Below are 13584 nucleotides of genomic sequence, written 5' to 3'. Positions count from 1 at the left end.
TAGTAACTGGTGCCACGGTCCAGGAAGATGGATCTGATTGCCACGTTTGGCATGTCTGAAATGACCCAGATCGGCCAAGAACTGGAATCCAACACGCAAATTCATCCTAGGTGAAAAAGGTACCTGCTTGAATTAAATCTTACTAGTCTCAGCTTCCTTCTTCGGAATCGATTTATCGCTAATTTCAGATTGCTCAATGCGAGCGACAATTTGCTTCAGCGGCAGCAACAGATCCTCCATGGTAAAGCGGAGAAACTCTGCCATTACCTCACTACACCATGGTGGACCACTGAGAAAAACTGGGTCAAATCTCTCCCATACATCTTCAAAAGAATATTTTGGTTCGCGCTTACCTTCGGCTGCGGCTATAGCTTGTCTCGCCTCTTTTAACGCTGTGCCAGCAGAAATGTTTCGCTTCTTTCTGCCTCCTGACACGAAGATGGAAGACGTTCCACGTGATTCGCCCTTGAAGAATTTCAGGCGGTCTTCTGGACTCGGCTTCCACCGACTGAACTTTATATGCGATGGCCGATAGCTTTTATGAGCTTCCGCAAGATCACCCTGCGTCACAATGCAAGGAAAGTCGCACTGGATTCCCGAGAGGCGAAATGCAAGCACTACATCCCGACCTATAAGGTCGATTGATTGCACTCCGTTTTCCTGTTCAATTAGTGTTACGAGAGCATCTTTCTCATAGGTTACGCCGTGCCTTAGCCTGAATTTCTTCTTAGGCGCGGCCCCCAACTGCGTCAGGTTAACTAAGACGGTAAGATAAAACGCTGCCTCAAATACTTTAGAACCGATCCGCCCCACGTCCCTATGAAGCGGCGTCTCGAACCATGCCAAGAAGCCATCGCCAGTCCACTTTACGAATACGCCGCCAGCTGCCTCGACCATGATGGCGGATGTACGGTAGAGACGGGGTAGGAACTCCTCCAATTCTTGCGCCGAGTCATCATCGTTGAGATAGCGCGACGACCCGACGAGATCGCAAACCCACACGACGCCGCGTTTGCGCGAAAATGAGAAGGCTCGGTCCTTCGGATTTGATGCCATCGAATTGGATTTTTCCATTGACAACTTGTCCCAACGAATCAACTGTGCAAACCATATGAAATGGGTCGGAAGCGGACATGTTATTTGCGTAAATCCCGGGGCCGAAAGCGTTCCAGCCAGAAGGGCTGAGGCTTCCTTTCGCTGGGCTGCTGCATGACGCCAGGACTAAGCTGATCGGTAACCATGCTGGCGCATAACGCTGGCGAGTTGGTGACGCCATCCTTGCACATGGATAAGACGATGCAACTGGAGGTCGCCACGAAGAATTTCCGCTTTGGTCATTTGAGATAGCTCTTCCCAATCCTGTCCAAAAACGTATGTGGCATTTCCCTCATGCGTGCACTCAAGCACAAAGATACCTAGCTGAGGATAGCCAAATATTACGTACCCAGAGAAACCTGCATTTCCAATTGCGACGAATCGGTGCGGATATTGGGAGACGGTTTTCAATCGGTGTTCGATCACCGGTCTTGCCTGATCAGCTAAACGATCAATCACTGGTCTCATGTGTGATTGAAGAACGTCCCACGGATAATGACCCTGGGGAAGAACACTCCAGTTAAGCCGTCTAAGGTTGCCATTGATGGGCGATACTAGATCGTCGGACAGTATTTCGCACTCCTGACACACATCCAAGACGAGATTTACATCGTGCACAAGGGCGTCGTCGTGTCGCCCAAGCGTGCGCCCTGGCCCACACACAAACAACTGACCAGTGGCCGACATGCGCGTCGTCAATTCGACTGACGGCGGCTGGATGAAAGTCCGCGGGTACCGTTTATATGGTCGCTCAATGACTTCAGTCACCGTTTCCGTGTAAGGACCGTTCCACTGATCATGAGTCCATTCAACATGCCTGTAGACAGTTTCCATCGGCTCGTCTCGATGGACTTCGTCACGTCCTTCTGCATTGAAGGCTGCGGTTCGACCCAAGTGAGACGAAGGCAATACAGATTGACCTTCATCTATAGGTTCAGCAAAGCCGGCCTCCACCAGCCGAGCAACCATTGCCCCAGTTATACGTGATGCGGCCACAAGACGTGAACCCGCGCGATGCGCCCTCACGTGAGTACCCAATCCTCTGATGCTGCCTTGCCTGATCATCCGCTTCCCCTCTGCCGAGTCCGGTTGGCGGATTTAGACTAGCAGCATCAGTAGCTTGGCACGAGGCCGGTCGGAAATAGGTCGATTCAGCGCTATGCTGGACGCAAGCTGCTCCTGCTAATCACTGAAGCACATGGCCAGGGCGGCAATCACTGAAACCTCATGAATTCATGGTGCCAAAGCAGGATTGGAAGGAGACGGCATCGGCCTTTTCCGCCAGCACTTACTCGAAATTCCGCGGCGGATCGAATTCACACCCGTACTAACACTGCATACGGCTCTCGAATCGTCCGCTATGGGTCGCAAGCGGACCTGTCGACTATTGACCGAAGTAACTGTGAATGAGCCTCACAACCATCTGCCGGTCCTGCTCGATGCCCTGGGGTCGATATTGTGCAGGATTCCGATTAGCCCAACCGTCGATGATCCGAACACCCGCAGGGCAGCCGTCCAATAGCAAGGCGAAGATGTGTGCTCCCGTCCAACTACGATGGAAGTGCAGCCAGCCACCTTCGAAATAGATAAACCACCTATCGTCCATATCCGTTGGGACATGACCACCTCTCATCCGATCACCTGTGGCATCAGTAAATATCTCTGGCACCATAAGGGGCTCCCGCTTATCAGGCGGTGGCAACGTCTTCCAAGAGGTTCGGGTGGCTTGATCCATTACCTAGGTTTCCTACTCAACGGATTCCTTGTTGCTCATGTCTGCTATGGGGTCGATCTCTGCCCGCCGAGACTGCCCGCGCGTCATCGAGCGCGCAAGAGCTGTTATCGGCTACCCGCTTTTCTATGATGTGGTCTAGGCACGGTTGATGGTCTCCATCCGCTTGGAGAGTGGCCATGTCCAAAACGGTGTTCCATCGGATCGGACGCCGCAGCGCACCTTGCTTGCTTGGGTTGAAGCCGGTGCTCTACCAGCGCGTTGGTTCACGGGGGGCATCCGGGGTCGATGTTTCCCTGTCCCGGGAGTACGTCAGACGCTGATCTGTGCTCCGAGCTCCAGTGCCCGGCCAAATAGCCTCGCCCGCCGAGCAATTTTCCCGGCGGGTGGGCGGGCGGACTCGGGGCGTGGGGAAAATAGCCTCGACAGCCGAGAAAATTACTCGGCGGGCCGAGCAAAAAGCTCGGCGCGTGGGGCTCATCTGCTCGGCGGGTCGAGCAAAAACCTCGGGTGGCCGAGCCATTTGCTCGGGGCGTGAGGAAAATAGCCTCGGCGGCCGAGAAAATTGCTCGGCGCGTCGAGCAAAAAGCTCGGCGCGTGAGGCTCACCTGCTCGGCGGGTCGAGCAAAAAGCTCGGGGGGTCGAGCAAAAAGGTCGGCGGGTCGAGCAAAAAGCTCGGGTGGCCGAGCAAAAAGGGTGGCGGGTCGAGCAAAAAGGGTGGCGGGTCGAGCAAAAAGCCCGGGCGGCCGAGCGAAACGGGTGGCGGGTCGGGTTCGTCGGACGGCGGGTCGAGCGGCGAGCTCGGGTGTTGCGGTTCGCTGGGTCGCGCGCCGGGCTCCGGCGGCGGGGCGCGCACAAAAAAGCCCGGTGCATGAGGCTGTTTGGCTCAGGCACCGGGCCGTGGGGTCGGCCGCTCAGGTGTGGCCTGCGGTCGTCAGGCGGTGACGGGGGGCGCTTCGGGCGTGGTGTGGGCGGCGCCGCGGGCGAAGCGGGCGCCGAGTTCGCGACGGAGGTCTTCCAGGCCCTGGTTCTTGCCGCTGACCCGCAGCAGCCCGTAACCCTCCAGCGCGAAACTCATCAGGTCGCTGCCCAGCGCGGTCGAGGTGTCCTGGGCGCGCTCGCTGAGCCGGGCCAGCCGCAACAGGAACGTGCCGATCTGGTCGTACGCGGCCAGATCCGCCTGCGCCTCGTCCACGCTGAGGCTGGGCGGCACCACTTGCGGGTTCTGCTGCAGCAGCTTCAGCGTCTGCCGGCAGAACACCTCGGACTTGTCGCCCATCTTGATCAGTGTGCGGCGCTGCGCCGGCTGCAGTGCGATCAGCCCGCTCATGTTCTGCTCCAGCGTCACCAACGCACCCTCGATGGCGGTCAACTGGTCGGCCGTCAAGGCCAGCGAAATCAGGTTCTGTGACATCACGATCTCCGTATCGGTTTGATGAGATCGCCTGCGTCCCGCACAAGCTCCGTTGCGCGTCCAGGCGACAGGTAGCGCCCTCTCGTCCGGCGGACAGCCGGGCGTGAGGGGCACTGGAACGATGCCAGAGACGGCAGCATGTGGCTGTCGGCGAAGGGAGGGCGTGGCGTAGAGGTTGACTGACAGGAGGCGAGCCGGGATCGAAACCGGCTGGGGGCGACCTCCGAAGGACCCGGCCTCAATGAAAGTGCACTCTAAACCCTGATTTTTGGGTCCGTCATCGGCCAGGAGCCGACGGTCGCTGTGAAGGATCCGACCGTCCGCTTCTGAGTCTGTCATGCCAGAAGCCTAGTTCGCCGTCCTCGCTCGTCGAGAATGCAAAACAGGGGCTAACATCAACTACTCAATCGATCGCCCGCCGGCGTGAGCTCAATCGCTGCACAGAATGATCTTCTGCGGCAGCACACACTCCGCGGACATGCCCCGATGTGTACCGAGAATCAGACAAGGACGAACAAGAATGAAAGTCGTACGACTGAAGATCACGAACTTTCGGAGCATCAAGAGCGCCGAGCTGCACTTCAACGGGCACGCCCTAATCGTCGGCCCGAACAACGTTGGCAAGAGCACGATCTGCGAAGCGCTTGATTTGGTGCTGGGGCCAGATCGCATATCGAAGTTCCCGCCAGTCGAGGAGTTCGACTTCCACAACGCGCACTACCTGGCTCCCGCGGCGATCGAGGGCGAAGAGCCTACGCCCGTGCCGATCAAGATCGAGGTCGTGCTCGTCGACATCAGCCCCGAAGTCGAGAACCGATGCGGTCAGCACCTTGAGTTCTGGCACTCGACTGAGAGGCGGACCCTCAACGAAGGTGAGGCCGACGCCGCAAACCCTCCCTTGGTCGTGAGTTGCCTGCGCCTGGAGACCGAGGCTGTCTACAACCCGGAAGAGGACGAGTTCGAGGCGAAGACCTGCTATTCGCACAGTCCGAACGGCGAGCCCGGCGAGCTGGACAAGGTCAGCAAGGAAGTCAAGCGCCTGTTCGGTTTCCTGTATTTGCGTGCGGTTCGGACAGGCTCCCGCGCCTTGAGCTTGGAGCGAGGCTCGCTGCTCGATGTCATCCTTCGACTCAGAGGCTCACGCGCAGGCCTCTGGGAGAAGGCAATCGAACGCCTGCGCAACCTGGATATCGAGAAGGATGCTACTCACCTGCAGCCCGTCCTGAAGTCGATCGAAGCGCGCCTCGGACGCTACATTGCGTCAGACGTGGATGGCAGGACGACCAAGTTGCACGTGTCCCAGCTGACGCGTGAGCATCTCCGCAAGACCATGGCGTTCTTCCTGTCGATGTCCAAGGAGCAGACGCCGGTGCCATTCCAGCAGGTGGGCACCGGCACCCTGAATGTCCTGGTGCTTGCTCTTCTGTCGTTCATCGCAGAGCTGAAGCCGGCGTCGGTCATTTTCGCGATGGAGGAGCCCGAGATTGCGGTGCCGCCCCATACGCAGCGCCGTATCGCGGACTACCTGCTCCACAACACGACGCAGGCATTTGCGACTTCGCACTCACCGTATGTCATCGAGCGCTTCGAGCCGGAACAAACCCTACTCTTGTCGCGCGGACCCGACTCCAGCGTCACTGCCATGAAGGTGTCCGATGCGGGCGGCCTCAAAGGCAATGACTTTAAGCGGTTTGCGCGGCGCGGCTTAACAGAATGCATGTTGGGCAAGGGCGCCATCGTCGTTGAGGGCCTGACGGAGTTTCACGCGTTGCCGGTGGCGGCCAGAAAGCTGGAAGAGAGCGACGCGTCGCTGCAGCCGCTCGACATCGCTGGCGCCGCGTTCTTCGACGCGGAGAGCGAGGGGTCGATGCCGAAGTTCGGCACCTTCTTCAAGGCGCTTGGTCTGAAGACGTTCTCGTTCTATGACTCGATGCCTCGCCCACCGGAGAAGAAGAAGCTGTTTACCGATGCATTCGACGTGGATTGCGAGCATGCGCACACAGGCTTCGAGGCGCTGATAGTGAGCGAGATGTCGCTCGATCGTTTGTGGGCTTTCCTCGACGATCTTCGGATGACTGGTGACAACGGCAACTTCACGATTCCCGCTATGCGTCCTGTCGATGCGGACCTGAAGAAGTTGGCTCGGTCGGCACTGGACGGCAGCAAGGGCGCCGGTTGGGCTGCAAGACTCTTTGAAGGCAGCACGGTAGCCGAGCTGCCACCGACGGTGACGGGATTTTTGAAACAGGTGTACGCGGCCTTCCCGAAGCCGGCCGACATTCCTGTTGAAGTCGCGATGGCGGTGATGCCCGCGAAGCCCGCCGCAGAAGTCGGCGCCGTGCTGCCGGCTGCCTGAGCTTGAGCGAAGAGACGCCGATGGAGGTCTGCGACCTTCGCCAGCAGCTCCTTGACTGCAAGGGGCACGCCCTCGTCATCGGTGGCCCGGGAAGTGGCAAGACTACGATTGCCTTGAAAAAGGCAGTCGTGTGCATCAGCGATGGGCTGGCCCCCGGTCAGTCCGTCCTCTTCTTGAGTTTTTCCAAGGCTGCCGTCGCTCGCGTCGGCGAGGCCGCAAGGATCGAGGTGCCGAAGGCGCAGCGCGGAATGCTGAGCATGCAGACCTTCCACTCCTTCTTCTGGACGCTGCTGTCGGCGCACGCCTACTTGCTCGGCGCACCGAAGTCGTTGCGCATCTTGCTGCCGCAGGATGAGCAAGCCAAGTACGGGATGATCAAGACGAAGGATCGTAAGGAAGAGAACCTGGAATGGCGAGCTTGGCTGCAGGAGCGCGATCGGTTGTTTCGGGAGGATGGGCTGATTGCCTTCGACCTCTTCCCGTCCAACGCGGCGCAGCTGCTCGAACGCAGCGCGCACGTCCGCCGCCTCATCACTCAACGTCACCCATTGATCATCGTGGACGAGGCGCAGGACACCAACGAACATGCCTGGCGCTGCATCGAGTTGCTGGCACCTGCTGCGCAGGTGATCTGCCTGGCGGACCTTGAACAGCAGATTTTCGACCACCTTCCCGGCATTGGTCCAGAGCGGATCGTGGCCATTAAGAAGTCGCTGAATCCTTTGGAGATCGACCTCGGCGCGCAGAACCACCGCAGCAGCGGTACCGAGATCGCCATCTTCGGACAGGACGTTCTGCTCGGCAAAGTTCGCGGGTCGCCATATGTCGGCGTCTCTGCCTTCGCCTACAACCCCAAGCTGAGGACGCTGAGCGCCATCATGCGAATGTCCATCGGCATGCTGCAGCGAGCCATCAGGAAGTCAACCGGTAAGTACGGCAAGAACGTGGCCATCCTTACCCATTCCGGGGATTCGGCGGCCAAGATTTCGGCGGCGCTGAACGCGACACCGAAGCCAGTTCGACACAAGCTGTCATTCGATGAGGCCGAAGCCGTGTTGACAGCGCGTTTCGCGGCGTTCCTGCTTGAACCCAAGCGAGAGCTTGATCGGATGCTCGATCTTGCAACAGCTCTTGATCTTCTTGCTACGGCAAAACGGGCTAACGGTCTGGCAGCCGCGAAGCAATGGCAAGTCTGGGCGTTGGCGGTCCAGGCTGGCAAGGTGCCGAAAGCGAAGTTCGTTCAGGCAGTGCTGGGTGTTTTGGACGGACTGCGGACCCAGAGTTTCTCAGGCGATCCGGCGAAGGACTGGACTCGCGTCAAGATCGCGTTGCGCGCAGCCGGCGACGCGCACTTGACGGAGGCGGCGAAGAACCTGGATTACCTGATTGCCTTCAATCGCGGCAAGCGTATCAGCGGAGGACTTGGAGCCGTCTGGACGCGTGATGGGAAGTACACGGGCGCACGTCAAGTGCTCGACCTGGCTCTCGCACAAGACCAGATTCTTGGCGGCGTCGATGACCCGCCCGGTGTGCAAGTGATGACGATCCACAAGTCGAAAGGCAAGCAGTTCGATGGTGTCATCGTCGTCCGGGAAGGACGGCACAACGGCGAGCAGATGGTGTCGTCGTTCGTGTGGTGGGGTGATGAGCCCCCGTATCACCGAAGCCGCAAGATACTCCGCGTTGCAATCACCCGTGCCAGGACACACACACTAATGGTCGGCCCAATCTGGCCAAGCTGCCCAATTATCGGGCGGCACAAGCTCTAAAATAAAGCACAGAGCTACTTCAACTCCGGCTTGAATAGATTCGACGTAAGCGAAAGGATACGTCGCATGCCGGCGCTCACCGCTCCCCCTGTAGCCTAAAGCGGACGTTCGCTTTGGGCGTGTTGAAGGACGGATTAGGGTCGACTTCTGCCCTCAGCAATTTGCCCAGCCGTCATTCGCGCCCGTCGCACCCACCACCCCTCACTCCCCCCGATGCTCCAGCGCCAGGTAGTCCTCACTTTGCATTTCGATCAGGCGGGATTCGGTGCGGCCGAATTCGGCGCGCAGGCGTTCGCCGTCGTACAGCTCGGTGATCGGGGCGGCGGCGGACAGCACCAGTTTGACGTGGTGGTCGTAGAACTCGTCGACCAGTTGCACGAAGCGCTTCGCGGCGTCTTCGCTGTAGACGGTGAACTGCGGCACGTTGGCGATGATCACGGTGGCGCCGGCCTGGGCCAGGGCGATGTAGTCGGCGACGGCGCGGGGACCTTCGCACAGGGCGGCGAACTCGAACCACAGGATGTCGTCGGCGCGCTTGTGGAACGGGATGTCGCGGCCGTTGATGCGCAGCGTGCCGTCGTGTTCGATCGGGCCGCGGGCCTGGTGCAGGAAGGTGCGCTCCAGCGTGCGGTGCGCCTCGGCTCCCGGCGGGGTCAGGTAGACCGGCGCCTGGGTCAGCGCGCGCAGCCGCCAGTCGTGCGACGAGGCCATCTCGACCACGTGGCAGCGCCGCTCGATCAGCGCGATCGCGGGCAGGAAGCGGGCCCGCTGCAGGCCGCCCTTGTACAGGTTCGCCGGCGCGGTGTTGGAGGTGGTGACCAGGCTCACGCCACGCGCGAACAGGGCCTCCAGCAGGTTGGCCAGGATCATCGCGTCGCCGATGTCGTTGACCAGGAACTCGTCCAGGCAGAGCACCCGGCAGCGTGCGGCGAGGCCGGCGGCGACCTCGACCAGCGGGCTCTGGCGATCGCCCAGTTCGCGCAGGCTCTCGTGCACTTCGCCCATGAAGCGGTGGAAGTGCCGGCGCAACGCGACGCCGTGCGGCAGGCTGGCGGCGAACAGGTCCATCAGGAAGGTCTTGCCGCGCCCGACCGTGCCCCACAGGTACAGGCCCGCGACCGGCGCGGGCGGTTCGCTGCCGAGCAGCGACTTCAGGCGGCCGAACAGGCCGTTCTCGGCGGCGGGCTCGCAGCACAGGGCCGCGTGCATGCGGTCCAGCTCCGGCAGCAGCGCCAGCTGGGTCGGATCGGACTCCCAGCGATGCGCGGCGACGCCTTCGTGGTAACGGGCAGAGGGGGCTAGCGTGGTTTCGGGCATGGTCGCGGATCGGGGCGGGAGGGGCACGAGGCCGTCGCGGACGACGGTCGGGGAGACAGGGATGGATGCCGCGCCCCGCTACTCGCTGCTTGCCCCGGGCTGGCCGCGCAGCGCGGGCAACCAGCCGCGCACCGCATGCTTGATCGCCCCGCGCAGATCCATCAGCCGGCGATGGAAGAAATGGCTGGTATCGGGCATGCGCACCAGCTCCGGCCTGGGCTCCAGCGTGTCGACCCAGTCGAACACCGCCTGCGGATCGACCACCTCGTCCGCCTCGCCCTGCACCACGAGCCAGTGGCAGGCCGGCAGCGCGATCGGCTCGAACTCCCAGCGCCCGACCGGCGGCGCGATGCTGATCAGCGCATCGGCGTGCAGCGGCACGGACTGGGCGATGCTCACATAGCTGCCGAACGAAAAGCCGGCCAGCCACAGCGCATCGTGCGGCCGCACGCGGCGGACCCAGGCCACCACCGCAGCCAGATCGTCGCGCTCGCCGTGGCCCTTGTCGTAGCTGCCGAAGGACGCGCCGGCCCCGCGAAAGTTGAAGCGCACGGTGTCCAGGCCGGATTCGCGCAGCGCGCGCTCGACCATGGTCACCACCTTGTTGTGCATGCTGCCGCCTTCGACGGTCAGCGGATGGCAGATCACGGCCACGCCGCGGCGGGCGCCGGCCGGGGCGGCGACTTCGCTGATCGTTTCAAGCTTGCCGGCGGGGCCGTCGAGCATGAAACTGGCGGCGACATCCGGAAAGCCGGCAGGGTCGGCGGGGAGCTCGGTGACATTCATGGGCACGATGATAACCGCCGGGCGCGTTCGCCGCCTGTGGCCCGCGCCGGGGCCGTGCCGGTGAACCATCTGGCGCATGCGCTGCTGGCCGGCGACGACGACGAGCTGCAGCTGGGCGGCATGCTGGGCGATTTCGTGCATGGACAACCCGACCCGGCGGTCTTTCCGTCGCGGGTGATCACCGGCATCCGCCTGCATCGCGCGATCGACGTCTACACCGACGCCCACCCCGAGGTACTGGCCGCCAAGGCGCGCCTGCCCTCGCCGTACCGGCGTTATGCCGGGATCCTGCTGGACATGTGGTTCGATCATTGCCTGGCGCGGGACTTTCCCCGCTGGAGCGGCGGATCGCTGGAGCGCCGCTCGTCCGAGCTGCGCGACCTGCTGCGGCAACACGATGCGCTGCTGCCACCGGCATTGCGGCGCTTTCGGGACTACATGGAGGCGCACGACCTGCCGGCCGGCTATGCCGACCGCGCGATGCTGGGACGGGCACTGGCGGGGATCGGGCAGCGCTTGAGCCGGGCCAATCCACTGGATTCGGCGTTGCCGGTGCTGGTACAGCGGGAGGTTGCGCTGCGGCAGCACTTCGACGCGTTCTTTCCGCAGTTGCAGGAGTTTGCGCGGGATTGGGTTGAGGTGCAGGTGGTGTGAGTGGGGTGTCGCGCGAGCACCGGCCCCTCATCCCGACCTTCTCCCCGCGGGGGAGAAGGGGTAAACGAAACGCCGCCCGAAGGCGGCGTTGGTTTGACTTGATCGAAGCGCGGCTTACTTGGCCTGACCGACGATCCAGCTGACCGCGGCCTTGACCTGCGCCTCGGTCAGTGCCGGGTTGCCACCCTTGGGCGGCATGAAGTAGCCGTCCGGGCCGTGATAACCCTCGGTGGCGTGCTTGACCAGGACGTCGAGGCCCTGGGCGATGCGCGGGCCCCACATGCTCTTGTTGCCCAGCTTGGGCGCGCCGGCGATGCCCGCGGTGTGGCAGCTGGTGCACAGGTGATCGTAGATCGCCTTGCCGTCGGTGGTGCCGCCGTAGGCGACCTGCGAGGCTGCGGCCTTGCTGGCGGCCTCGGCCGCGGCCTGCATCGCGGCGCGTCCGGTGTTGCCTGCGTACACGGCGCCGGCGGGGGCAATCCGTTCGGCGATTTTGGCCGGCTCGTTCGGATTGGTTTCCTTCGGTTCGTGCGAGTAGATCGCCAGTGCCGAGAGGATCAGCACCACCGTCAGCACTGCCAGGCCGCCAATCATCATGGAAAACTGGCGCAGGAAGCTCTGATCGGATTTGGTAATGGAACCGCTCACGCACGTACTCCTGTCGGTGGGCGGGGCGGACGGCCACGATGGCTGCCCCGACCCGCCTGATTGCCTGTTCTGTCGTACCGGTCTGGCGAAATACATCCCGGCATGTGGGTGCCGTACCTTCGGTGTACGACATGGTTGCCGCTTGTCGTCCGACGCCGCCGTGGGCCGGGCAGGCAACCAGTCGCGGATTATAGACGAAGCGCGCGGCAAGTTTCAGGTCGGCCGGGCGACCCGGGATGCAGCCGGCTGTCGCCGGTGCAACCCGCACGGGCCCTCGGATCGCGCCCGCGCGGGCGGCAAACCCTGCCATCGGTCATGGCTCACCCGTGTCAACCGGCATTGTTCAAATCCGTTCAACTGCCCCTATGCTTTCCTCCAGCGGCGCTTGTCGGAAGAGCCATGGGCGGTAAGGCCCCCGACAAACGCCAGACATATCGAAGACGCATGCTGCGTCATTACGAGTGACGGTCGACCGCACCGTTCAGTCCAGGAGTTCTACATGTCGCGTTTTTGGAAGATCACGTTGATCGTGGTGGCAGTGGTCGTGCTGGCGCTTGTCGGTTTTCGCCTGTTGCACAAGCCGGCCGGCACGGCCTCGTCGCAGACCGCGGCCAAGGGCAAGGACGGCAAGGACGCCACGCCGCCGGTGCCGGTCACCGTGGTGCCGGTGGTCAAGCAGAACGTGCCGGTGTATCTGACCGCGCTGGGCACCGTGCAGGCACTCAACACCGTGACCGTGAATCCGCAGGTGGCCGGCCAGTTGATGAGCATCAACTTCACCGAAGGCGGACCGGTGAAGAAGGGCCAGGTGCTGGCGCAGATCGACCCGCGCACGTTCCAGGCCAGCTACGACCAGGCGGTGAGCAAGCGCAACCAGGATGAGTCGCTGCTGGCGACTGCACGCAGCAACTATCGGCGTTCGCAGGATCCGCAGTACAGCCAGTACGTGGCCAAGGTCAACCTCGACACGCAGAAGAACACGGTGGCCCAGTACCAGGCGGCCGTGGCGGCCGACGATGCGGCGATCCGCGACGCCAGGGTGCAGCTCGACTACACCCAGATCCGCTCGCCGATCGACGGCCTCGCCGGCATCCGCGCGGTGGACCCGGGCAACGTGGTCAACACCTCGACCTCGATCGTCACGCTGACCCAGCTGCACCCGATCAATGTGATGTTCACTCTGCCGGAGCAGAATCTGGACATGGTGCGCCGCGCCGCGCAGGGCGGCCTGCCGCTGCAGGTCACCGCCCTGGACCGGGTCGATGCGCATCCGATCGCCAGCGGCGGCGTGCTCAAGGTGATCGACAACCAGATCGATACCACCACCGGCACGTTCCGTCTGAAGTCCGAGTTCAGCAACGACCAGAACACCCTGTGGCCGGGCCAGTTCGTCAACGTGCAGTTGCTGGTGAACACCGTCGACGGCGGCCTGGTGATTCCGTCGCAGGCGGTGCAGCGCGGCCCGGACGGCGACTACGTGTATCAGGTGCAGGGCGACAACACGGTCAAGATGCAGGCGATCGTGGTCGCCGGCGAAGTGGGCGACAGCCACGTGATGGTCGGCAGCGGCCTCAAGGTGGGCGACAGCGTGGTGACCGAAGGCCAGTTCCGGCTCAAGCCGGGCAGCAAGGTCAAGCCGCTCAAGCCCGGCGAAGTGCCGGCGGTGCCGACCGCGGCGGAGCTGGAAAAAGCCAAGAAGGACGGACAGAAGGGCGGTGGCCGCCACGGTCACGGTTGATCGTCGGGGCGACGGCGCGGATGCAGGTACGGATCGCGCCGCCGTCATGAACTGACTCTCGCGCCGTGCTCGCAT

9 protein-coding genes are annotated in these 13584 nt (G+C 62.3%); 4 read left to right on the top strand and 5 right to left on the bottom strand.

The features are described from left to right. Window positions 1–132: 132 nt before the first annotated feature. Together ACFPPA_RS17055 and ACFPPA_RS17050 are read right to left on the bottom strand one after the other, a co-directional pair. Entirely contained in the window at window positions 133–1074 is a 942-nt protein-coding gene (locus tag ACFPPA_RS17055) for a hypothetical protein (protein ID WP_377322087.1), read from the bottom strand. Between the two features lie 2687 nt (window positions 1075–3761). Continuing rightward, entirely contained in the window at window positions 3762–4241 is a 480-nt protein-coding gene (locus ACFPPA_RS17050; RefSeq protein WP_377322086.1) for a hypothetical protein, read from the bottom strand. 520 nt (window positions 4242–4761) lie between these two features. Between ACFPPA_RS17050 and ACFPPA_RS17045 the strand changes: the two genes are divergently transcribed. Beyond that, window positions 4762–6597, top strand: a complete 1836-nt coding sequence (locus ACFPPA_RS17045) for an ATP-dependent nuclease (RefSeq protein ID WP_377322084.1) — start codon at window positions 4762–4764, stop codon at window positions 6595–6597. Window positions 6598–6599: 2 nt separating this feature from the next. Then, window positions 6600–8366 (top strand): UvrD-helicase domain-containing protein, encoded by a 1767-nt coding sequence (locus ACFPPA_RS17040; RefSeq protein WP_377322082.1) that lies wholly within the window; start codon window positions 6600–6602, stop codon window positions 8364–8366. A 201-nt stretch (window positions 8367–8567) separates the two neighbouring features. Here the strand turns inward: ACFPPA_RS17040 and zapE are convergent, their stop codons facing one another. Both zapE and ACFPPA_RS17030 read right to left on the bottom strand, forming a co-directional pair. After that, window positions 8568–9683, bottom strand: a complete 1116-nt coding sequence (zapE, locus tag ACFPPA_RS17035) for a cell division protein ZapE (RefSeq protein ID WP_377322080.1) — start codon at window positions 9681–9683, stop codon at window positions 8568–8570. A gap of 78 nt (window positions 9684–9761) precedes the next feature. After that, window positions 9762–10469, bottom strand: coding sequence for an alpha/beta hydrolase (locus ACFPPA_RS17030; RefSeq protein WP_377322078.1), 708 nt, complete (start codon window positions 10467–10469; stop codon window positions 9762–9764). A 60-nt stretch (window positions 10470–10529) separates the two neighbouring features. On the opposite strand from ACFPPA_RS17030, the gene ACFPPA_RS17025 reads away from it, so the two are divergent. Continuing rightward, complete coding sequence (locus ACFPPA_RS17025) at window positions 10530–11123, top strand: acyl carrier protein phosphodiesterase (protein WP_377322076.1); 594 nt, start codon at window positions 10530–10532, stop codon at window positions 11121–11123. Window positions 11124–11237: 114 nt separating this feature from the next. On the opposite strand, the gene ACFPPA_RS17020 is transcribed toward ACFPPA_RS17025, so the two are convergent. Beyond that, window positions 11238–11759, bottom strand: coding sequence for a c-type cytochrome (locus tag ACFPPA_RS17020; RefSeq protein WP_377322244.1), 522 nt, complete (start codon window positions 11757–11759; stop codon window positions 11238–11240). A gap of 511 nt (window positions 11760–12270) precedes the next feature. Between ACFPPA_RS17020 and ACFPPA_RS17015 the strand changes: the two genes are divergently transcribed. Then, window positions 12271–13509 carry an efflux RND transporter periplasmic adaptor subunit gene (locus ACFPPA_RS17015; RefSeq protein ID WP_377322074.1) on the top strand — a complete coding sequence of 413 codons (1239 nt, stop codon included), beginning with the start codon at window positions 12271–12273 and terminating at the stop codon, window positions 13507–13509. Window positions 13510–13584: the final 75 nt, after the last annotated feature.

Source organism: Rhodanobacter ginsengisoli, from assembly GCF_042657065.1.
Taxonomy (GTDB): Bacteria; Pseudomonadota; Gammaproteobacteria; order Xanthomonadales; family Rhodanobacteraceae; genus Rhodanobacter; species Rhodanobacter ginsengisoli.
The sequence above is the reverse complement of the archived record's forward strand: the minus strand, read 5'-3'. Positions and strand labels throughout refer to the sequence as shown.

Bases quoted from the DNA above. Each gene is read 5' to 3' on its own strand.
- zapE (WP_377322080.1), bottom strand. From the start codon at position 9,683: ATGCCCGAAACCACGCTAGCCCCCTCTGCCCGTTACCACGAAGGCGTC.
- ACFPPA_RS17030 (WP_377322078.1), bottom strand. From the start codon at position 10,469: ATGAATGTCACCGAGCTCCCCGCCGACCCTGCCGGCTTTCCGGATGTC.
- ACFPPA_RS17055 (WP_377322087.1), bottom strand. From the start codon at position 1,074: ATGGAAAAATCCAATTCGATGGCATCAAATCCGAAGGACCGAGCCTTC.
- ACFPPA_RS17050 (WP_377322086.1), bottom strand. From the start codon at position 4,241: ATGTCACAGAACCTGATTTCGCTGGCCTTGACGGCCGACCAGTTGACC.
- ACFPPA_RS17045 (WP_377322084.1), top strand. From the start codon at position 4,762: ATGAAAGTCGTACGACTGAAGATCACGAACTTTCGGAGCATCAAGAGC.
- ACFPPA_RS17015 (WP_377322074.1), top strand. From the start codon at position 12,271: ATGTCGCGTTTTTGGAAGATCACGTTGATCGTGGTGGCAGTGGTCGTG.